The sequence below is a fragment of the Rhodanobacter sp. TND4EL1 genome, from assembly GCF_054061035.1.
In genome coordinates this window covers 386,359-407,129 of record NZ_JBSSDT010000002.1, presented here as the reverse complement: position 1 = coordinate 407,129, position 20,771 = coordinate 386,359, and the positions used below count along the sequence as shown (strand labels likewise).

General features: G+C 64.8%; 23 protein-coding genes and 1 riboswitch. Of the genes, 6 read left to right on the top strand and 17 right to left on the bottom strand.

Annotated features, from left to right (window positions below; translation table 11 throughout):
* Positions 1-3 precede the first annotated feature (3 nt).
* The 9 genes from ACVWWQ_RS08445 to glyA all read right to left on the bottom strand — a co-directional run bounded on the left by ACVWWQ_RS08445 (position 4) and on the right by glyA (position 7,964).
* Positions 4-582 carry a GNAT family N-acetyltransferase gene (locus ACVWWQ_RS08445; RefSeq protein ID WP_133948133.1) on the bottom strand — a complete coding sequence of 193 codons (579 nt, stop codon included), beginning with the start codon at positions 580-582 and terminating at the stop codon, positions 4-6.
* Complete coding sequence (gene nusB / locus ACVWWQ_RS08440) at positions 582-1,028, bottom strand: transcription antitermination factor NusB (protein WP_099652636.1); 447 nt, start codon at positions 1,026-1,028, stop codon at positions 582-584. Before nusB ends, ACVWWQ_RS08445 begins: the two co-directional genes overlap by 1 nt.
* Positions 1,025-1,489: a 6,7-dimethyl-8-ribityllumazine synthase gene (gene ribH / locus ACVWWQ_RS08435; RefSeq protein WP_133948135.1), complete on the bottom strand. Its 465-nt coding sequence runs from the start codon at positions 1,487-1,489 to the stop codon at positions 1,025-1,027. Before ribH ends, nusB begins: the two co-directional genes overlap by 4 nt.
* Positions 1,490-1,597: 108 nt before the next feature.
* Entirely contained in the window at positions 1,598-2,527 is a 930-nt protein-coding gene (gene ldcA / locus ACVWWQ_RS08430; protein WP_133948137.1) for a muramoyltetrapeptide carboxypeptidase, read from the bottom strand.
* Between the two features lie 154 nt (positions 2,528-2,681).
* Complete coding sequence (ribBA, locus tag ACVWWQ_RS08425) at positions 2,682-3,773, bottom strand: bifunctional 3,4-dihydroxy-2-butanone-4-phosphate synthase/GTP cyclohydrolase II (protein WP_099652639.1); 1,092 nt, start codon at positions 3,771-3,773, stop codon at positions 2,682-2,684.
* Positions 3,774-3,908: 135 nt separating this feature from the next.
* Positions 3,909-4,550 carry a riboflavin synthase gene (locus ACVWWQ_RS08420; RefSeq protein WP_133948139.1) on the bottom strand — a complete coding sequence of 214 codons (642 nt, stop codon included), beginning with the start codon at positions 4,548-4,550 and terminating at the stop codon, positions 3,909-3,911.
* A 130-nt stretch (positions 4,551-4,680) separates the two neighbouring features.
* A riboswitch (FMN riboswitch) is annotated at positions 4,681-4,861 on the bottom strand.
* 108 nt (positions 4,862-4,969) lie between these two features.
* A complete protein-coding gene (ribD, locus tag ACVWWQ_RS08415) occupies positions 4,970-6,031 on the bottom strand; it encodes a bifunctional diaminohydroxyphosphoribosylaminopyrimidine deaminase/5-amino-6-(5-phosphoribosylamino)uracil reductase RibD (protein ID WP_133949313.1) in 1,062 nt (353 codons plus the stop codon).
* 76 nt (positions 6,032-6,107) lie between these two features.
* On the bottom strand, positions 6,108-6,620 hold the full coding sequence (nrdR, locus tag ACVWWQ_RS08410) for a transcriptional regulator NrdR (RefSeq protein ID WP_099652642.1): 513 nt from the start codon (positions 6,618-6,620) through the stop codon (positions 6,108-6,110).
* 90 nt (positions 6,621-6,710) lie between these two features.
* Positions 6,711-7,964 carry a serine hydroxymethyltransferase gene (gene glyA, locus ACVWWQ_RS08405; protein ID WP_133948141.1) on the bottom strand — a complete coding sequence of 418 codons (1,254 nt, stop codon included), beginning with the start codon at positions 7,962-7,964 and terminating at the stop codon, positions 6,711-6,713.
* A 211-nt stretch (positions 7,965-8,175) separates the two neighbouring features.
* Between glyA and ettA the strand changes: the two genes are divergently transcribed.
* Complete coding sequence (gene ettA / locus ACVWWQ_RS08400) at positions 8,176-9,843, top strand: energy-dependent translational throttle protein EttA (RefSeq protein WP_099652644.1); 1,668 nt, start codon at positions 8,176-8,178, stop codon at positions 9,841-9,843.
* A 180-nt stretch (positions 9,844-10,023) separates the two neighbouring features.
* Positions 10,024-10,842: an orotidine-5'-phosphate decarboxylase gene (pyrF, locus tag ACVWWQ_RS08395; RefSeq protein WP_133948143.1), complete on the top strand. Its 819-nt coding sequence runs from the start codon at positions 10,024-10,026 to the stop codon at positions 10,840-10,842.
* A 34-nt stretch (positions 10,843-10,876) separates the two neighbouring features.
* Here the strand turns inward: pyrF and ACVWWQ_RS08390 are convergent, their stop codons facing one another.
* Positions 10,877-11,110 (bottom strand): hypothetical protein, encoded by a 234-nt coding sequence (locus ACVWWQ_RS08390; RefSeq protein WP_099653336.1) that lies wholly within the window; start codon positions 11,108-11,110, stop codon positions 10,877-10,879.
* Between the two features lie 200 nt (positions 11,111-11,310).
* On the opposite strand from ACVWWQ_RS08390, the gene ACVWWQ_RS08385 reads away from it, so the two are divergent.
* The gene (locus tag ACVWWQ_RS08385) at positions 11,311-12,060 is read left to right on the top strand and encodes a hypothetical protein (protein WP_133948145.1); all 750 of its coding nucleotides are present in this window, start codon (positions 11,311-11,313) and stop codon (positions 12,058-12,060) included.
* A gap of 100 nt (positions 12,061-12,160) precedes the next feature.
* Here ACVWWQ_RS08385 and ACVWWQ_RS08380 read toward each other — a convergent pair whose 3' ends face one another.
* The 5 genes from ACVWWQ_RS08380 to ACVWWQ_RS08360 all read right to left on the bottom strand — a co-directional run bounded on the left by ACVWWQ_RS08380 (position 12,161) and on the right by ACVWWQ_RS08360 (position 15,765).
* Positions 12,161-12,529: a hypothetical protein gene (locus ACVWWQ_RS08380; RefSeq protein ID WP_133948147.1), complete on the bottom strand. Its 369-nt coding sequence runs from the start codon at positions 12,527-12,529 to the stop codon at positions 12,161-12,163.
* A 279-nt stretch (positions 12,530-12,808) separates the two neighbouring features.
* Positions 12,809-14,005 carry an acyltransferase family protein gene (locus tag ACVWWQ_RS08375; RefSeq protein ID WP_133948149.1) on the bottom strand — a complete coding sequence of 399 codons (1,197 nt, stop codon included), beginning with the start codon at positions 14,003-14,005 and terminating at the stop codon, positions 12,809-12,811.
* Between the two features lie 66 nt (positions 14,006-14,071).
* Complete coding sequence (locus ACVWWQ_RS08370; RefSeq protein WP_133948151.1) at positions 14,072-14,353, bottom strand: DUF427 domain-containing protein; 282 nt, start codon at positions 14,351-14,353, stop codon at positions 14,072-14,074.
* The gene (gene def, locus ACVWWQ_RS08365) at positions 14,350-14,889 is read right to left on the bottom strand and encodes a peptide deformylase (RefSeq protein WP_099652650.1); all 540 of its coding nucleotides are present in this window, start codon (positions 14,887-14,889) and stop codon (positions 14,350-14,352) included. Before def ends, ACVWWQ_RS08370 begins: the two co-directional genes overlap by 4 nt.
* A gap of 78 nt (positions 14,890-14,967) precedes the next feature.
* A complete protein-coding gene (locus ACVWWQ_RS08360) occupies positions 14,968-15,765 on the bottom strand; it encodes a DUF4197 domain-containing protein (RefSeq protein ID WP_133948153.1) in 798 nt (265 codons plus the stop codon).
* Positions 15,766-15,937: 172 nt separating this feature from the next.
* Between ACVWWQ_RS08360 and ACVWWQ_RS08355 the strand changes: the two genes are divergently transcribed.
* The 3 genes from ACVWWQ_RS08355 (at position 15,938) to ACVWWQ_RS08345 (ending at position 18,833) form a co-directional block, all read left to right on the top strand.
* Positions 15,938-18,013, top strand: coding sequence for a carbon starvation CstA family protein (locus ACVWWQ_RS08355; RefSeq protein WP_133948155.1), 2,076 nt, complete (start codon positions 15,938-15,940; stop codon positions 18,011-18,013).
* Positions 18,014-18,023: 10 nt separating this feature from the next.
* Positions 18,024-18,218, top strand: a complete 195-nt coding sequence (locus ACVWWQ_RS08350) for a YbdD/YjiX family protein (RefSeq protein ID WP_099652652.1) — start codon at positions 18,024-18,026, stop codon at positions 18,216-18,218.
* Between the two features lie 153 nt (positions 18,219-18,371).
* Positions 18,372-18,833, top strand: coding sequence for a DUF2127 domain-containing protein (locus ACVWWQ_RS08345; RefSeq protein WP_457383358.1), 462 nt, complete (start codon positions 18,372-18,374; stop codon positions 18,831-18,833).
* Between the two features lie 7 nt (positions 18,834-18,840).
* Here the strand turns inward: ACVWWQ_RS08345 and ACVWWQ_RS08340 are convergent, their stop codons facing one another.
* Both ACVWWQ_RS08340 and ACVWWQ_RS08335 read right to left on the bottom strand, forming a co-directional pair.
* A complete protein-coding gene (locus ACVWWQ_RS08340; protein ID WP_133948159.1) occupies positions 18,841-19,758 on the bottom strand; it encodes a DMT family transporter in 918 nt (305 codons plus the stop codon).
* A 64-nt stretch (positions 19,759-19,822) separates the two neighbouring features.
* Positions 19,823-20,743 carry a glycosyltransferase family 2 protein gene (locus ACVWWQ_RS08335; protein WP_133948161.1) on the bottom strand — a complete coding sequence of 307 codons (921 nt, stop codon included), beginning with the start codon at positions 20,741-20,743 and terminating at the stop codon, positions 19,823-19,825.
* Between the last annotated feature and the right edge of the window lie 28 nt (positions 20,744-20,771).

Sequence of the window (20,771 nt, the reverse complement as noted above, 5' to 3'; positions counted from 1 at the left end):
TGGCTACCTCGGTGATGAAGGGAAAACGGAATCCGGGCAGGTGAAAAGCAGCACGGAGTCGCCCATGTAGGTGGTCTGCTGCTGAAGCGTGAAGCCGGCCTTGGTGGCAAGCCGGATGGACGCGGTGTTTTCCGGGTCGATGATGCACACCGCGGTGTGGCTGCCCAGATGCGCGCGACCCCATGCCATCACCGCCGCCAACGCCTCGCTGGCATAGCCCTTGCCATGGCTGTCCGCAGCCAGCACCCAACCCAGCTCGGGCATGCCATCGAGCGGCGGCGTGATGTCTCGTTTGAAATCCGCGTAGCCGATATCGCCAATGCAGCGACCGCTGGATTTCTCCTCGATCGCCCAATAACCGTAGCCCAGCACGCACCACAGTCCCGGATAGCGCAACAAGCGCAACCAGGCTTCCTGAGGCGTGGACGGTTTGCCGCCGATATGGCGTACCACGACCGGATCCGACCAGATCTCCAGCAACGCGGCGTGATCATCGGCGCGATGACCGCGCAGCCGCAGCCGCGGCGTCTCGATCCGGGGTACCGGGTCGGGCGACCCCGGCTCCACGCCGGACGGCGGCATCAGCCGCGCTTTTCCACGGTGCGCAACTCGCTGGCGAGTTTGTCCAGCACGCCGTTGACGTAGCTGTGGCCGTGATCGGCACCGAAGCGCTTGGTCACCTCGATCGCTTCATTGATGACCACGCGATACGGCACGTCGGGGCGGAACTTCAATTCATAGGCGGCCAGACGCAAGGCCGCGCGCTCGATCGGATCGACCTGGGCCACTTCACGGTCGATGTGCGGGCGCAGCGCTTCGTCGAGCGCGTCGACGTTCTTCTCCACGCCGTGCAGCAGATCCTCGAAGTACTCCAGGTCGGCAATCTCCATGTCCTGCTCATGGCGGAACTGGTCGATCACCGCGTTCATGTGGCTGCCGGAGAGCTGCCACGCGTAAAGCGCCTGCAGTGCGCGGCGACGGGCACGCGAACGCGCCTGCATGTCCAGGCCAGTCGGGTGCTGGTTCATGCGAGCTGGCCGTAAAGGTTGACCATTTCCAGCGCGGCGATCGCGGCGTCGGCACCCTTGTTGCCGGCCTTGGTGCCGGAGCGCTCGATCGCCTGCTCGATGCTGTCGGTGGTCAGCACGCCGAACGCCACCGGCACGCCGGAACTGTACGCGGACTGGGCCAGGCCCTTGGCGCATTCGCCGGCCACGAAATCGAAGTGCGGGGTGGAACCGCGGATCACCGCGCCCAGCGCAATCACCGCGGCGTACTTGCCGGAGTTCGCCAGCTTGTGCGCGGCCAGCGCGATTTCCCACGCCCCCGGCACGCGAACCAGGTCGATCGCGTCGTCCTTCACGCCGTGGCGCACCAGCGCGTCGCGGGCACCGGCGACCAGCGGCTCGACCACGAAACCGTTGAAACGGCCGGCGACGATGGCGAAACGGCCCTTGGGCGTGGCGAAATCGCCTTCGATGATCTTCATTGCAGATTTCCTTGGTTGGACGCGTGGCCCATGCAGACCGGCCATTTTACGGGTTTGCCCGCCGTCCTGCTTGGCGTGGGTGGGTTGTCCTGCTTTGCAGGTACTCGCTCAGTGGCCTGGCGACAGATGCGGATAGCCACTGAAGGTGAGCCGGGCCGTGCCGTCGGAGACGCTGAGCCGAGCCGACACGCCAAACGGCAGGGTGAACTTGGCCGGCTCGTGGCCGGCCGGCAGGCCGTCGACCAGCGGCAGGCCGCTAGCCCGGCGGATCTGTCCGAAACTGTCGGCGAGGCCATAGCCGTTGTCGTAGTCCGCCGCGCGACACTGGCTGAAGTCGCCCAGGACCAGGGCGCGCTGGCGACCGAGCACACCGGACAGATGCAGCTGATACAGCAGTCTTTCAATCCGGAACGGCGGTTCACCGACATCCTCGACAAACAGGATGCCACCCTCGATCTTCGGGAAGTACGGCGTGCCGATCAGGCTGCACAACACGGCCAGGTTGCCGCCCCACAACGGACCCTCCACGTCGAGTTCCGCCTCTGCGGTCGTCGGCCACTCGAGTTCGCTGGACGGCGCCCGCACGGTGTCCCAGAAGTGGCGCCAGGTGAAGTCACTGAGTGTGGCTGCGCCAAAATCGGCGCCAAGCATCGGCCCGCTGAAGGTGGTCAGGCCGGTTTTTGCATGCAGGGCCAGCTGCAGCGCGGTGAAGTCGCTGTAGCCGACCAGCAGCGTATTGCTGCCGACCAGCCGCTCACGCAGCGCGTCATAGTTCAGGCTCGCCAGCAAGCGCGTGGCGCCGTAGCCGCCGCGAATCGCCAACGCGATATCCGGCAGGTTGTCCAGAGTCGCCAGCGCGTTGAGGTCGGCCGCCCGCTCGGCATCACTGCCGGCGTAACGCTGCTCGGTGCGATCAAGCACCTCCAACCCGCTCACGCTGCAACCCGCAGCCTGCAGGCGCTCGACACCCCGGCTCATCGCCGCGCGATCGTGCGGGTAGCCGGAAGGGGCGATCAGGCGGATGCGGGTTTCAGACATGGGCATGGTCGATGAATGAAAGCTGGATTATGCGGCAGCGGCAAGGCACAACCATGCCACGGTGATGATGGATCGAGGCAGACACCCCGAAGTCTCGTTCTGCGCAGGACGGGTACTGCATGCCATCGTTCACGCCCGCCCTGCGGTAGATGGCTCAAACGTACTCGACGACTTCCAGGTCGAAACCGGCCAGGCCGACCAGCTTGCGCGGCGTACCCAGCACGCGCAGTTTGCGCACGCCCAGATCGCCCATGATCTGCGCGCCCAGGCCCAGCTGGCGCCATTCCTGTTGTTGCGCATCTTCCGGGGCCTGGCTGCTGGGTTGGCCCTGCAGGCGCGCCAGCAGCGCTTCGGGAGTGTCTTCGCCGGACAGCACCAGCAACACGCCCCGATCCTCGTCGGCGATCCGGCGCAGCGCGGCGGTGACGGTGAGGCCGAGGTCGTCGCGCTTGAGGTGCAGCACGTCGGACAACGTGTTGCGCACATGCACGCGCGACAGCACCGGCGCGCCATCGTCGACCGTTCCACGCACCAGCGCGTAGTGCAGGCCGCGGCGGATCACGTCGCGATAGGCCACCAGCCGGAACGGGCCGAACTCGGTTTCCACCGCTTCCTCATGCACGCGCTGCACGGTCTTCTCGGTTTCCAGGCGATAGCGGATCAACTCGGCGATGCTGCCGATCTTCAGGCCGTGCTTCCGGGCGAAGATTTCCAGTTCCGGACGACGCGCCATCGAGCCGTCCTCGTGCAGGATCTCGATCAGCACCGCCGAGGGTTCCAGGCCAGCCAGCGCGGCCAGGTCGCAGCCCGCCTCGGTGTGACCGGCGCGGGTCAAGACGCCGCCGGGCTGCGCCGTGAGCGGGAAGATGTGGCCAGGCTGGGCCAGATCCTGCGGCTTCGCGTCGGACTTCACCGCCACCTGGATGGTGCGGGCGCGGTCATGCGCGGAGATGCCGGTGGTGACGCCCTCGGCCGCCTCGATCGAGACAGTGAAGTTGGTGTGGTACGACGACGTGTTGTCGCTGACCATCGGACGCAGCCCGAGCTGGCGCGTGCGCTGCTCGGTCAGGGTGAGGCACAGCAGGCCGCGCGCCTCGCGCACCATGAAGTTGACGTCCTCCGGCCGCACCATCTGCGCGGCCATGATCAGGTCGCCTTCGTTCTCGCGGTCTTCGTCATCGAGGATCACCACCATGCGGCCGGCGCGGATGTCTTCGAGGATTTCGGGGATGGTGTTGAAAGGCATGAGGGAGTCCAGGGAGTTTTGATCTGATCGCAAGGAAGGAAGTGATTGGAGAGGAGTGGGGAGTGAGAGAAAGCCGCGGCATCGAATCGAGATGCTCCCTCTCACTTCTCACTCCTCCCTACTCACTCCTCGCCTTCAAGCGAAGCCGTGTTGCTTGAGGAAGTTTTCATCCAGCCGCGGCGTCTCGCCGCTGGACAACAGCCGCTCGACATAGCGTGCGATGACGTCCACCTCGATGTTCACCGCGTCGCCGACGCGACGCGCGTGGAATGCGGTGTGCTCAACCGTGTGCGGGATCAGGTTGACGCCGAAACGATGACCCGCGACTTCGTTGACCGTGAGGCTGGTGCCGTCGATGCAGACCGAGCCTTTCGCGGCGATGTAGCGTGAAATCGCCGCTGGCACCTCGAACGTCCAGCGCTGCGAACGGCCATCGGGGGTGATCGAGACCACCTTGCCGAGGCCATCGACGTGGCCGGACACCAGATGCCCGCCGAGGCGGTCGGCCAGCCGCAAGGCCTTCTCCAGATTCACCGGATCGCCGGCTTTCAGCTGGCCCAGCGAGGTCAACGACAGCGTTTCATTGGAGACATCGGCACTGAACCCGCGCGCCGCCAGCGTGATCGCGGTGAGGCAGACGCCGGAGACGGCGATCGAGTCGCCAAGCTGCACGTCAGCCAGGTCGAGGTCGGCGGTATCGACGTGCAGGCGCACGTCGCCACCTCGTGGTTCGAGCCGCACGATGCGGCCTACCGTCTGGATGATGCCGGTGAACATCAGCGCGCCTCCGCCAGGAGGGCGATCGATCGCCTGGGTGCATGGCTTTTCATGAAACGTATCCCGCGTGGTGTGAGCGAGTACGCCTCCAGGCATGAGGCCAGGCGCAGCGCCGCGAGGCCTTGCGCCGTGCCGTCTTCTTTTTATCCGGACTGTGAGAAAGCGGTTGCCCGCTTTCAACCGTCGGCTCCGGCATCTGACCGGATCTGCTGACCTTCCGGCCTGGCCGGAAGCGCTCGCGGGCTTGTTGTCAGGCGTGAGCCTTTCAACCTACCGCCGGTGGGGAATTTCGCCCCGCCCTGAAGACGTTGTGCATGGTTGCCGGCCGAGGCCGACGGCGAATTCTAGCACCGCAGCAGTGTGCGATCGCATGACGCCATGGCGAATGCAGTGTTCCGCGGCGCGCAACACCGGGATGATCAGGCCGGGCGCAATCGCAGGCGCCAGTCCGCGCCGAGCTGGCGCTGGTCAAGCGCCCGGAGCTGCCAGCGCTGCGCCATGTCGGTGAGCGAGGGCAATTGCAGCAGCGGTCGGGCGCTGTCACCCAGCAGCAGCGGCGCGATGTACAGCAGCAGTTCGTCCACCAGGCCGGCGGCAAACAGCGCACCGCACAAGGTGGGGCCGGCCTCGACATGGATCTCGTTGCAGCCGCGCTCCGCCAGCAGGGCGAGCACGGCATGCAGGTCGATGGCGTCGCCGCTGGTCGCCACCACCTCTCGTTCGACCCGTGCGAAGCGATCGTCCGCGCAGGATGCGTTGGCGGCGTGCAACAGCAAGGTGGATGTCGAACCGTCCAGCACATGACTGCCGGAAGGCGTGCGCAATTGACGGTCCAGCACCACCCGCAACGGCGGGCAGAAGGCGTCGTCAGCAGGCAGTCGCACGGTAAGTCGTGGGTTGTCCGCCCGCACCGTGCCGCTACCGCTGAGGATCGCCGAGCTGCGCGCGCGCCAACGCTGCACGTCGGCTCGCGCCGCTTCGCCGGTGATCCACTTGGACTCGCCATCGGCCAGCGCGGTGCGCCCGTCCAGGCTCATCGCCAGCTTCACCCGCACGAACGGGCGACCACGCTCGATCCGGCTGAAAAAGCCGATATTCAATTCGCGTGCCGCTTCGCGCAGCAGGCCGGACTCGACGGCGATGCCGGCTGCACGCAGCTTGTCGATGCCGCGACCATTGATCTGCGGAAACGGATCCTCGCTGGCGATCACCACGCGTCTCACGCCAGCGGCGATCAGCGCATCAGCGCAGGGCGGCGTGCGCCCGTGATGCGCGCACGGTTCCAGCGTCACATAAGCCGTGGCACCGCGCGCTGCTCCGCCGGCATCGCGCAGCGCGAACACTTCCGCGTGCGGCTCGCCAGCGTGCTGATGGAAGCCCGCACCGATCACCTCGTTGCCCTGTGCGATCACGCAACCCACGCGCGGATTCGGCTGGGTCGTATGGAGGCCACGCTCGGCCAGGCACAAGGCGTGCGCCATGTTGATGTGATCAACAGCCGAAAAGGAACCGGTCACGATGCGGCGCCTTTGTAGGAACGCACCCTGTCCACAGGCGTCATTTGCCTTCGCGTTTCCCGCCACCGAGCAGCGGCAACTGCAGCTCGGACAGGCCCGGCAGATCACGTTCCAACCTCTCGATCTCCTCGCGGAAGGCCTGCACGTCCTCGAACTTGCGGTAGACCGAGGCGAAGCGGACGTAAGCGACCTGATCCAGATTCTTCAGCTCACGCATGACCAGTTCACCGAGCTGGCGCGATGGCACTTCGCGCTCGCCACTGCGGCGCAAGTCGTTGATGATCGCACGCACGGCGGCATCCACATCGTTGCTGGAAACTGGGCGCTTCTGCAGCGCACGCTCGAAGCTCACCCGCAGCTTGCGCTCGTCAAACGCTTCGCGCCGCTCACCGCTCTTCACGATGGCCGGCAACTTCAACTCGGCCGTCTCGTAGGTATTGAAGCGCTCGCCGCACTGCGGACACTCCCGCCGACGGCGCACGCTGCTGCCGTCCTCGGTCAGGCGCGAGTCGATGACGCGGGTGTCTTCGTGCTGGCAGAAGGGGCAATGCATAAAGTCAGGAGTGAGGGTAGAGAAGTGAGAAACGAAGCATCAGCGTCTGCTTTCTCTCACTTCTCACTACTCCTCACTCACTTCTCGCTCTCAACCGTATACCGGGAATTTCTTGCACTGCGCCGTCACCGCATCACGGACACGGGCAAGGACCGCCTCGTCTTCGGGCGCGTCAAGCACATCGCACATCCAGTTGGTCAGCTCGATGCAGTCCGCTTCCGCGTAGCCGCGGGTGGTGACCGCTGGCGTGCCCACGCGCAGGCCGGAGGTGACGAAGGGCTTGCGCGGATCGTTCGGCACGGCATTCTTGTTGACGGTGATGTGGGCCTTGCCCAGCGCCTCTTCCGCCGCCTTGCCGGTAACTTCCTTGCCGATCATGTCGACCAGCATCAGGTGGTTCTCGGTGCCGCCGGAGACGATCTTGTAGCCACGCTCGATGAAGACCTTGGCCATGGCCTTGGCGTTCTTCACCACCTGGGTCTGGTACGCCTTGAACGCCGGCTCCAGTGCTTCTTTGAACGACACGGCCTTGGCCGCGATCACGTGCATCAGCGGGCCGCCCTGGATGCCGGGGAACACGATCGACTGCAATTTCTTCTCGATCTCTTCGCCAGCGCCCTTGGCCACGATCAGGCCGCCGCGCGGACCGCGCAGGGTCTTGTGGGTGGTCGAGGTGACCACGTGCGCGTGCGGCAGCGGGCTTGGGTATACGCCGGCGGCAATCAGGCCGGCAACGTGGGCCATGTCGACGAAGAAGATCGCGCCGACCGAATCAGCGATCTGGCGCATGCGCGCCCAGTCGACCACCTGCGAATAGGCGCTGAAACCGCCGACCAACATCTTCGGCTGGTGCTCGGTGGCCAGGCGCTGCACTTCGTCGTAGTCGATCAAGCCGTTCTCGTCGACACCGTACTGCACCGCGTTGAACAGCTTGCCCGAGACATTGACCTTGGCGCCGTGGGTGAGATGCCCGCCGTGGGCCAAGCTCATACCCAGGATGGTGTCGCCCGGCTGCAACAGGGCCAGATACACCGCCTGGTTCGCCTGGGAGCCGGAATGCGGCTGCACGTTGGCGTAATCACAATCGAACAACTGCTTCAGGCGCTCGATCGCCAGCTTCTCGGCCACGTCGACGTACTCGCAGCCACCGTAGTAGCGCTTGCCCGGATAACCTTCGGCGTACTTGTTGGTCAGCTTGGAGCCCTGCGCTTCCATCACTCGCGGGCTGGCGTAATTTTCCGAGGCGATCAGCTCGACGTGATCTTCCTGGCGCCTGCCTTCATCGGCGATGGCCTGGGCCAGTTCGTCGTCATAACCGGCGATCGTGCAGTTCTTCGGAAACATTCTGGCCTCGGCAAGTGGGGAGCGGGTTTAGCCGGAAAGTGTAGCGCTGCCGCACCTTTGCGGCCAGCAAGCCGCCAGGGCCGGGGTCAGAGTGCCTTTTCGTCTCGACGAAAAGGCACTCTGACCCCTCCTGACTTATAATGCGCGGTTTGATGAATTCCCTTTCCGCAGCCGCCTTGCCGGCGACGCGGCGCCCGCTTTCGGAGGTTGCATGAGCTCGCAGTACATCTACACCATGAACGGTGTCAGCAAGATGGTCCCGCCGAAGCGCCAGATCATCAAGGACATTTCGCTCAGCTTCTTCCCCGGCGCCAAGATCGGCCTGCTCGGCGTCAACGGCGCGGGCAAGTCCACCGTGCTGCGGATCATGGCCGGCGTGGACACCGACTTCCAGGGCGAGGCGCGCGCGCAGCCGGGCACCAAGATCGGCTACCTGGCGCAGGAGCCGGACCTGAATCCTGACAAGACCGTGCGTGAAGTGGTCGAGGAAGGCGTCGCCGAGATCCTCGACGCGCAGAAGCGGCTGGAAGAGGTCTACGCCGCCTATGCCGAGGAAGGCGCGGATTTCGACAAGCTGGCCAAGGAGCAGGAAAAGCTCGAGAACCTGCTGGCCGCCAACGACGCCCACGCGCTGGAGCGCCAGCTGGAAGTGGCCGCCGACGCGCTGCGCCTGCCGGCCTGGGACGCGATCATCGGGCCGTTGTCCGGTGGTGAGAAGCGCCGCGTGGCGCTGTGCCGCCTGCTGCTGTCCAAGCCGGACATGCTGCTGCTGGACGAGCCGACCAACCATCTGGACGCCGAATCGGTGGACTGGCTGGAGAAATTCCTGCACGACTACGCCGGCACCGTCGTGGCGGTCACCCATGACCGCTACTTCCTCGACAACGCCGCCGAGTGGATTCTGGAACTCGATCGCGGCCGCGGCATTCCGTGGAAGGGCAACTACACCGAGTGGCTGGAGCAGAAGGATGCCCGCCTGAAGCAGGAAGCCAGCTCCGAGAAGTCGCGCCAGAAGGCGATCGCCAAGGAGCTGGAATGGGTGCGTTCGGCCGCCAAGGGCCGCCAGTCCAAGGGCAAGGCCCGTCTGGCCCGCTTCGAGGAGCTGAACTCGGTCGACTACCAGCGCCGCAACGAAACCAACGAGATCTTCATCCCGCCGGGCGAGCGCCTGGGCCAGGAAGTGATCGAATTCAAGAACGTCACCAAGTCGTTCGGCGACCGCGTGCTGATCGAGGACCTGTCGTTCAAGGTGCCGCCGGGCGCGATCATCGGCGTGATCGGCCCGAACGGTGCCGGCAAATCCACCATGATGAAAATGATCATGGGCAAGGAAACGCCGGACACCGGCGAGGTGAAGCTGGGCCACACCACCAAGCTGGCCTATGTCGACCAGTCACGCGACGCGCTCGACCCGAAGAACAACGTGTGGCAGGAGGTGTCCGGCGGCTCGGACATCCTCACCATCGGCAACTTCGAGATCCAGTCGCGCGCCTACATCGGCCGCTTCAACTTCAAGGGCACCGACCAGCAGAAGATCGTCGGCAGCCTGTCCGGTGGCGAGCGCGGTCGCCTGCACATGGCCAAGACCCTGCTGCAGGGCGGCAACGTGCTGCTGCTCGATGAGCCCTCCAACGATCTGGACGTGGAAACCCTGCGCGCGCTGGAAGATGCGCTGCTGGAATTCCCCGGCTCCGCGATCGTGATCTCGCATGACCGCTGGTTCCTCGACCGCATCGCCACGCACATCATCGCGTTCGAAGGCGACTCGCACGTGGAGTTCTTCCCCGGCAACTACAACGAGTACGAAGCCGACAAGAAGCGTCGCCTCGGCGACGAAGGCGCGCGTCCGCATCGGGTGAAGTACAAGAAGCTGGCTTGAGTACGGCTCTTTGCGTTTGCCTCCTCTCCCCTCCGGGGAGAGGATTGAGGTGCGGGGCCACAGCTGACCTCGATCTCCCAAGAGAACAGCACCACCATCCAGCGACGACGCAAGATTGTCCCCTCACCCCAACCCTCTCCCCAGAGGGGAGAGGGAGTAAAAGGCGATGAGGAGATCTCGATGCACTTCATGCAGTCACTGCAACAGGCCTGGAAAGACCACGACTCACTGGTCTGCGTCGGCCTCGATCCGGAACCGGCGAAGTTCCCCGCGCATCTGCGTGACACGCCGGACGCGGTGTTCGCGTTCTGTGCCGCCATCGTCGATGCCACTGCCGACCTGGTATGCGCATTCAAGCCGCAGATCGCGCACTTCGCCGCGCTGCGCGCGGAAGACGCGCTGGAACGGCTGATCGCGCATATCCATGACAGGCATCCCGGTGTGCCGGTGATCCTCGACGCCAAGCGCGGCGACATCGGCTCCACCGCGCAGCACTACGCGACCGAGGCGTTCGATCGCTATCGTGCGGACGCGGTGACGCTGAACCCGTACTTGGGCCGTGATTCGATCCAGCCCTTCCTCGATCGCGCCGACAAGGGCGTGATCCTGCTGTGCCGCACCTCCAACCCGGGTGGCGCGGACTTCCAGGCGCTGGATTGCGGTGGTTCGCCGCTGTATCTGCGCGTGGCCGAAACCATCGCGCGCGACTGGAATGCGAACGGCAATTGCGCCCTGGTCACGGGCGCCACCTGGCCGGAGGAGTTGGGCAAGGTGCGCGCCGTGGTCGGCGACATGCCACTGCTGGTGCCCGGCATCGGTGCCCAGGGTGGTGACGTGCAAGCGGTGCTGCAGCACGGTCGCACGGCTGACGGCAGCGGCCTGATGATCAGCTCGTCACGGGCGATTCTCTACGCCGGTCATGACGAGCACTTCGCGCTGGCCGCGCGGGCTGCTGCCAGCGAATTGCGCGACACCATCAACCGTCATCGGCACGGTTGAGAGCTCATGCGCCGGCAAGTCGCCGGCGCATCGATCACACCGCGGCGGACTTTGCCGCGTGCTGCATCTTCGTTTTCAGATCCAGCGCATCCGCTGCATCAAGCAACGCGCGCGCAAAACTGCGCACCTCGGCGGGGCGCAAGGCATACCAGTTGCCGCTCTTGCCCAGCTCAGCCACGTTGCGCCCCGCGCGCGACACGCAATGCGGGCGAAAAATCACCATGCCCGTAAGTGATTCCGAACTGATATCGGCAGACACGATCTGCATGTGCGTTTCATCTTCTTTCTTCACCGAACTTCTCCCGGGCGGGATTCCGCCCCTACCCCACTCTACGCCATGCCCTGTCATTCCATGTTGTCATTCGCTACGGTGAACGCGGCATCGCAGTAATCTTCAGACCTGCCCGCTGACTGGCGCACTGTCGCCTCCTCCCGCGTGCAGACCCCACTGACCTCAAGGAGCAATGCATGTCTGAGCAAACCGCCATACGCGTGGAAGACTGGAATCGCCTGCAAGGCGAGGTGGGGCGCTTGCGCGTGCTGGTGATCATCGCCTTGCTCGCGGTGATCGCGCTGGCCGCGATGTCCTTGTCGCGTAAACCACAGGCGCCCGCCAAAGCGGACACGATCCTGCATGCACAGGGCTTGGTGATCACTGATGCGCAGGGTCGCGATCGCATCCTCATCGGCGCACCGGTACCGCTCAGCAAAAGCCGCACACGCAAGGATGATGCCTCTGACGGCATCATCTTCCTCGGCGAGACCGGCGCCGATCGCCTTGCACTCGGGCAACTTCCCACACTGCATATCGATGGCAAGACCTACAAGCGCCGAGGCGATGACAACAATTACGGGATGACGCTCTACGACACGAAGGGCAGTGAGCGCGGCGGCATGGCTTTCATGGGTACCGGACGCGTCGGGCTCGCGCTCGATCGCGCCACGCCGCCGTACGAGGGAATCGGCCTGATGATCGATGACAAGGAGAATTTTGCCGGGATGTACATCAACTACGGCGATCCCAAGGCGCAGGACTCGGCGATTGAATTTGGTACCGATGCCAACACGGCCCAGATAAAGATCAACGGCAAGGACGGCCGGCCACGTGCCAATCTGGACTTCGACGGCACCAACAAGCCGGCGTGGCGATTCGACGACGCCGCCTCGGCAAGCGCAGCCGCGGAGAAGGAACAGGCGGCGCCGGCGGAAAAGCACTGACCGCGCCACGAATCGCTCGAGCATCCGGGCCAGGGAAGGCCCGAACACGCGGAACATGCTCCCGTCTCAACGCCACGGGAATCTCCCCATCGGGAACACCTCAGCGCATGTGCACCCAGTAGACATGGATGCCATTGGCCTGATCATCTGCCCGACGCCCCGGGCGTCCATCCACGACAAGGCCCCACTTCGATTTCCGTTCGCCTGCCTGGACGAAGTCGATGCGCACGTTTTCGCCCTGCGGAATGATGAAGGCGGCCTCGACCACCATCGAACCTTCGCGCTCGAACACCAGTGTCGCGGGTTTGGCCGTTCCTGCGCCCCAGCCCACGTACAGCTCGCACGCCACCGGGGAAAACACGCCGCGGTTGTCCAGCGCCCAACCCGCCGTCTTTTCAAGCAGGGACTTCAACTCGGGATCGTCCCAATCGACGTGGTGTCGCGAGGGCGGGTTGGTGCCGTATTTCATGGGGCCGATGGGCCAATCCTCAATTTCATTCAAAACCGCTTCAGGCGCGAGTCCGCGCGTCAAAAGTCGTCGTGCTGACATCCACCACGCGGTGATCGGGCGGGCAAGGCATCCACAGTGCCTGCAGCAAAACTACACGCGTCTTGGTCAAGATATCGTCCACACCGCCGCATGCTTGAGCGGAGAGGCGGTACCAGGCGCAGGCCGAATCCGGCCGAAAGGCTTCATTAACAAGCGCGCTGTCGCCTGGAACGGGAAGCTGCCGGCTGACCACACCCGTCAGCCGTCGGACGTCACGACTACCGGCGCGGCATGCGGCGTTCCAACCCTGCCCAGCAGCCTTGCACGGAGCCAGCGCTCGCAAGGTACCGAAAGCCAGCGTTCCACCGCCGCGCCAAGCAGCCAGCAGACTGGCAGGGTTACCAGATACCACAGGAACCCTCCACGCAGATCGCCGCCAGTCAGTCGAAATAGCCGTACTGCCGCAAACACCACGAACATGTGAGTCAGATAGATTTCGTAACTGAGCCGCCCCCAGGAACGCATCCAGTCCAACCCTCGCCATGCTCGCCACGGACCACGTCGTTGACGTTGGTCGCACGCCAGCAACAGGCATAGCGCCGACACGGCCAGCAACAGCAGGTAGCCATCGCGAAGCAGGCTCCACATCCACGCGCCATAGATTGTTGTGGCCGTCAGGGCGATCGCGCCACACCCTCCCAGCAGGATGCTCGTGCGTCGCGACGGCAGTGGCCACGCGGATGCCACCAGTGCGCCCAGCACGCCAATGGCAATGGCCGACATCCCGGGTAGATAAGCCTTTTCCTGCCAGATCTCGTTGCTGCGCAGGGCAGCGTGCGTCCATGGCATCGACAACGCGAGCAAGGCCAGCCATGACACCAGCACCCAGCGTCGCCGTGTCATCAGGCAGGCCAGTGGAAAGCCGATGTAGAACACTTCCTCGATCGACAGCGACCACAGCACATCCCAGTTGCCCGGCAGATATCCCTTGTGCCCCTCGTACCAGTTCAGATGCAGGCCGAGCGCGGCCCAGATCGCGCCCGGCAACGACTGGCCCGGACGACGGATGGTGTATTCCGGCACGGCAAGCAGATGCAGCACGCTCAACACGGCGATCAGGATGAGCAGGCACGGCATGATGCGGGCGAAGCGTCGCGCATAGAACACGCGCAAATCGATCCGCTGCAGGCTGCCCCAGCGACGCAGCGCGTTGCCCGCGATCAGGAAGCCGGAGATCACGAAAAACACGAATACCGCCTCATAGCCGTTGTAGTTCAGGCGGCTGAGGAACCACGCCGGCACGAAGTCGGCCAGCACCGTCTGCTTCAGGGGAATGCGCAGACCGAGATGGTTGAAGACCACCAGCACGATCGCCAGACCGCGCAGCAGGTCGATACCAGGGTTGCGGAGGGTCGCCGGAAGCGAGTTCCGCGAGCTTGCTGCCACTGTCTGCATGAATCAGGGACGCATGAATGATCTGCCGCATCATCAACGAGCATTACGCCAGCGGCAACTGCCGACTCAGTCGATCACGCGCACGCCCTTCCAGAAAGCGACGCGGCCGGCAATCTCCACGGCAGCCTCCCTGGGCTGCGGGTAATACCACGCCGCCTGGGCATTCACCGCATCACCGACGACCACGTCGTAGTAGCTTGCCGTGCCCTTCCAGGGGCAAATGCTGTGATGCTCGCTTTCGCGAAAATGCTCGCGCTTCAGCGAGGCGCCAGGGAAGTACGGATTGCCCTCGACCACGACGATATCGTCGCTTTCGGCGAGCACGATGCCATTCCAGAGGGCTTTCATCCGTCGTCCCCCAAATCCTGCCCCGGGAAAAGCACATCGGTATAGCCGAACTGGCTGAAATCGGTGATCCGGGAGGGATACAGGCGGCCGATGAGATGGTCGCATTCGTGCTGCACCACGCGGGCATGAAAACCTTCGGCAGTGCGGTCGATGCGCGCGCCCTGCGGGTCGATGCCCTGGTAACGGATCAGGCTGTAGCGGCTCACCGCCCCGCGCAAGCCGGGCACCGACAGGCAGCCTTCCCAGCCGTCCTCCATGTCCTGCGACACCGGCGTGATCACCGGATTGAGCAGGATCGTGCGTGGTACGGCAGGCGCATCGGGGTAGCGGTCGTTGTTGTCGAAGCCGAAGATCACCAGCTGCAGATCGACACCGATCTGTGGCGCCGCCAGGCCCACGCCATCAGCGGCGTGCATGGTGTCGAACATGTCGGCGATCAGGGCATCCAGTTCGGCGCTGCCGACCATGCCCGCAGGCACGGTCGGGGCGATGCGCAGCAGGCGCGGGTCGCCCATCTTCAGGATTTCACGAATCATGCGGGAGCCTCGCGCTGGGAACCTCTCCCCTTCGTGTGGCCTTGGTCGCACCGACACAAGGCCACGCCCGGCGGTCGTTCAGCGACCGCCGAACACTTTCTTCAACAGTTCGGTGGTGCGCGCGCCAGGATTGGTACGGATCGATTGCTCCTCGGCGCCGATTTCCGTGAACAGGCCATCGATCGTCTTCCTCGTCACATAGTCGTCCAGGTCCAGCGCACTGCCGCCCGTGCCCGACTTGCTGCCGCCGAATGCGCCGAGCGCGCCACCCAATGGACCACCCATGCCGCCGGCGGTGAATGACTTGTACTTCTGGGTGACGCCGACGCTCTCGGTAGCTTTCGCCACGATCGGATGGATCCGCGCGGTCAGCGCATCTCCGGCCACGCGACGGAAGAAGTCGGTGGCCGCGTGGTCGCCGCCGGCAAGAATGCCGCGTGCGTCGCTCAGCGTCATCTTGCGGATCGCGTCGCCGAAGATCTGGGCCACCTGCGGCACCGCCTTCTCGGCCGCGCGATTCATGCTCAACTCGAACGCGTCGACCTTGGCACCCTGTCCCAACTGCTTCGCCAGCTTGCCGGCCTGTTCAAGCTTGCCCGGCAACGGAATGCGCACCTTGCTGTTATTCCAGAAGCCGCCGTCGCGGCCAAGACTGTTGATCGCGTTGGTGGTGCCCTTGGCCAGCGCCTCCTTCAGACCGGCGGCGATGTCGCCGGTGGGCAGGTTGCTGCTCAGTTGCGACGCATGGGTGCCGTGCGTGGACTGCTTGACCTTGTTCAACAGTTCCTTGAACTGGCCTGAACCCAGCGCCGTCAGCGGCACCACCGCCGCCGCGAGAGCAAGACCAAGCAGGCTGTGGCGAATGGCAGTACGCATGACGAATTCCTTCTGGTCGACAGTGCGGCCAGTGTAGTCCCGTCGACGCCGCATGACGCGATCACAAAGCTTGTGCCATTCGACCAATGGCTAATGCGGCTTGAACGGTTTTGGGATTGACCGCAGTGGCGTACGGGCAGACCCTTGGGGAGCCATCGAGGAGAGCTCATCCATGCAAGCCGCCGTCATGCCCAAGCCCAGCCCGGCCAGCAAGATCCTGTGGGTCGCCATCGCCATTGTCGGGGCGGTTTGCCTCGGTGTGGTCGCGCTCAGACGCGGCGAGCCGGTCAACGCGATCTGGCTGGTCGCCGCCTCGATCGCGGTTTTCTCGATCGGCTATCGCTTCTACGGCAAGTTCATCGAGCACTCCGTGCTCAGACTGGATCCGACCCGAGCGCCACCTTCGGTGCTGCGCAACGACGGCCTGGATTACGTGCCCACCGACAAGTGGGTGGTATTCGGTCACCACTTCGCCGCGATCGCCGGCGCCGGTCCGCTGGTCGGCCCAGTACTGGCCGCGCAAATGGGCTACCTGCCCGGCACGCTGTGGATTCTGTTCGGTGTGGTATTTGCCGGCGCCGTGCAGGACTTCATGATTCTGGGCCTGTCGCTGCGCCGCGACGCCCGTTCGCTCGGCCACATGCTGCGTGAGGAACTGGGCCCGGTGCCCGGCATCGTGGCGATGGTTGGCGTGCTGGTGCTGATGATGATCGTGCTGGCGGTGCTCGCGCTGGTGGTGGTCAAGGCGCTCACGCACAGCCCGTGGGGCACCTTCACCGTGGCCTGCACGATTCCGATCGCGTTCCTGATGGGCGGCTACATGCGCTGGTTCCGTCCGGGACGCATTCTCGAAGTGTCCGTGATCGGCCTTATCCTGCTGCTGGCGTCGATCTGGTTCGGCAAGTTCGTGGCCGACTCGGCCACGCTGGGGCCGATGTTCGATTTCGACGCCAAGGCACTGGCCTGGCTGCTGATCGCCTACGGCTTCTGCGCCTCGGTGCTGCCGGTATGGTTGCTGCTGGCGCCGCGCGATTACCTGTCCACCTTCCTCAAGATCGGCACCATCGCCTTGCTGGCGCTGGCCATCCTGATCGCTGCACCGGACCTGCAAATGCCGGCGGTCACCCGCTTCATCGACGGCAGTGGCCCGGTCTTCTCCGGCAACCTGTTCCCGTTCCTGTTCATCACCATCGCCTGCGGTGCGGTCTCCGGTTGGCATTCGATCATCGCCTCCGGTACCACGCCCAAGCTGCTCGCCAATGAAGGCCAGGCACGCATGGTCGGCTACGGCGGCATGCTGATGGAGGCGTTCGTGGCGATCATGGCGCTGATCGCCGCCACCTATCTGCACCCCGGCGTGTACTTCGCGATGAACTCGCCCAGCGCGATCATCGGCACCACGGTGCAGGAAGCGGCCACCACGATCAGCCAGTGGGGCTTCGTGGTGACGCCGGACGAACTGATCCGCACCGCGAAGGACATCGGTGAAAGCACCATCCTCAGCCGCGCCGGTGGCGCACCGACGCTGGCCGTTGGCATGGCCCAGCTGCTGCACAACATCCTGCCCGGTGGCGGCATGATGGCGTTCTGGTACCACTACGCGATCCTGTTCGAAGCCTTGTTCATCCTCACCACCGTCGACGCCGGCACGCGCGTGGGCCGCTTCATGATCCAGGAGATCGCCGGCCTGATCCACAAACCGCTGCAGGAAACCACCTCCTGGACGGGCAATCTGCTGGCCACCGCGATCTGCGTGTTCCTGTGGGGCTACTTCCTTTACCAGGGTGCCGTCGATCCGCTGGGCGGCATCAACACCTTGTGGCCGCTGTTCGGCATCGCCAACCAGATGCTCGCCGCGATCGCGCTGATGCTGGCCACCGTGGTGGTGGTCAAGCTCAAGCGCCAGCGCTACGTGCTGGTGCCGGGCATCCCGGCGTTGTGGCTGATCGTCTGCACGCTCACCGCCGGCTACCAGAAACTGGTCGGCCCGATCAGCTTCACTGCCGCTGCCAACAAGTACAACGCCGCCATGCAGCAAGGCCAGTTGCTGGCGCCGGCCAAGACCCAGGCCACCATGCAGCAGATCGTCACCAACAACTACGTGGACATGGCACTCACCGGCCTGTTCATGGCGCTGATCGTGGTCATGGTGCTGTTCTGCCTGCGGGCCCTGATCCGGGCGTGGCAGACCGACCACCCCACCGCGCACGAAGAGCCCTATGTGGCGCTGAGCAGCGTGGTCAACTGAGGAAGACGTGATGAACGCGACCTTCCAGTCCGTACGCAAGTGGGCGGTGCAAACCGCCCGCCTGTGCTGCGGCATTCCCGACTACGACATCTACGTGAAGCACCTGCGCGAGCACCATCCCGAGCGCAAGGTGCCGAGCTACGACGAGTTCTTTCGCGAGCGGCAGGAAGCCCGCTACAAGGGCGGCGGCGGGCGCTGCTGCTGACCTCTCCGGGCAGGAACCCGCGCCCGCCGGTTCCTGCATCGGTCAACACCCTCGCCGGTCGACGCGCACTGGCGATCTGCGCGCAAGAGAGGACAATGGTCAGATTGCCTGTCCAGCCCAGCATTCATGACCCCAAAGAACCGCGCAGCCGCCATGCCTGCGCAGCGCCATGCCGGCCTGCGCGTCATCGCCATCTACGAAATCATCAAGACGCTGTGCCTGCTGCTGGTCGCGGCGATGGCGTTCCATTTCTACCGTGAACAGAATTTCGATCGGCTGGTGCACTGGCTGGAACATCTTTCGCTGGCGGACAGCAACGGCCTGCGCTGGAAACTGGTGGAATGGCTGCAGGAGTTCGGGCCGAGCAAGTTCGTCGCCGTGGGGTTGGTGGCGCTCGGCTATGCGGTGCTGTTCGGCATCGAGGGCATCGGCCTGTGGCTGGGCAAGCATTGGGCGGAATGGTTCACGGTGATCGCCACCGGCTCGCTGATTCCGCTGGAGCTGTACGAAACGCTCTACCACTTCGGTTGGCTCAAGCTGGCCACCCTGGTCGGCAATGTCGCCATCATCATTTATCTGGTGCGCATCGCGCTGCAGCCACGCACGCCGAAATAACGCGGCCCTACACTTCGTGATGGATAGCCTCGGCGGGCGGCGCTTCGGCTTCGGCCTCACCCTGCCGCCGCGGCATCAGCTCGACCAGATACATCGCCGCCAGGATCAAGCCGCCACCGGCCAACATGCGCCAGCTCAGCGCATCCACGCCCAGCAATACGGCGAAGCCCGCGGCGAAGACCGGCTCGGTGGTCATCACGATGGCCGCACGCGCCGCTGGGAGGTGGGACTGCGCCCAGGTTTGCATCAGCATCGCGCCGGCGCCGGCGATCAGCGCCATGTACAGCACGGCGAACCACGCGCTGCGATCAGGCGGCAACACCGGGCCGTGCGGCGCGGTGGCGAGCAGACACACGGTGGCGATCGCCACCATTTGCACCGCAGACAAGCCGAACGCCTCGCCCTGTCGCGACCACTGGCCGAGCAGCACGATATGCAGCGCGTACATCACCGCGGACGCCAGCGTCAGCCATACGCCCGGACCCACTGACACGCCGTTCAACGACAACAGGCCCAGGCCGAGCGTGGACAGCAGCACGGCAATCCACACGATGCCGGCCATCCGCTGGCCGAGCAGCAGCATCGCCAGGATCGGCGTGAACACCACATACATGCCGGTGGCGAAGCCGCTCACGCTGGGCGCGATCAGCGACAACCCCCAGGTCTGCAGCAGTTGGCCGACACCGTAGACCACGCCAAGCAGCAGGCCACGCAGCACCTGTTGCCGGCCCAGCCGCCACACCGGTCGTGCGAACAACAGCAGCATCGCCGCGGCGGCGATCGCGAAACGCACGGCGAGGAAGTCCGCCACCGGCATCCGACCGATCACGTCCTTGATAAGCACGAACGTCGAGCCCCAGACCGCCGTCATCGCGACAAGGCCCAGGGTGGCTAGCGTGGTCAGGCCGCGGATGGTGGAAGACATGGGAGGGAATCAAGGGGCGGTGAGGCGGGCACGGTAGCGCAAACACGCCCGCGGATGTCATATCTCAATCGTTGTCGATGGCCTGGGTGCTGCGCCGCGCCTTGAGCAACAGCAACCGCCCCAACTGACCGGGGACTTGCAGCGCGAAGTGCGCCCAGATGCCCAGCCACACCGCGGCCGAAACCAGCGGATTCCCGGCTGCCGGATCGTGCTTGCGGAACCATCGCCACATGCCGCGATGCTTGTGCCGGCTGACGAAGACCGGCCGATGCCGGCTGGAGCTTCCCTTGCCGTGATGCACGCGAATATCCCCGGCCAGCCACACCTGATAGCCGATGTCGCGCACGCGCCGACAGAGGTCCAGGTCCTCGCAGTGCAGGAAGTAGTCCTCGTCGAAGCCGCCGATTCGCTGGAACAACGCACGCGGCATCAGCATCAACGCGCCGGACACGGCCTCGGTTTCGATCAGCCGCGGCGGGATCTCACCCTCCACGTTGACCTTTTCGCCGGAGCGGTTGAGCATGCTGTTGAGCGAACGTTGCAGCAGCGGATCGCGCCGCCAGGATGCCGGGTCAGCGCGTCCATCGGCGTCGCAGACCACCGCCCCGATCAGCCCGACCTTCGGTTTGCCCACCAGCAGCCCCACCAGCCGCTGCAGGTCGCCGTCTTGCAGAACGCAATCGGGATTGAGCACCAGCAAGGCATCGCCGTGGGCCTGCCGCACGGCCAGGTTCACGGCCGGACCGAAGCCGAGGTTTGCCTTGTTGTAGATGACCTTGAGCCGGGTGTCGTGTGCATGCGCACGCGCGATCGCCTCGGGCACGCCGTCATGCGAATCGTTGTCCACCAACAGCAATTCCAGCGCCATGGGACTGGCCAGAACGCTGCGAACGCAATCGCGCAGAGCGGGGCCACTATCGGCACATACCACGACCACACTGAGCGGAAGCGCAAACGGAGAGCGGTGGAATGCGGGGGTATCCATCGAACAAGTATGCGCGGTGACGCGTGAA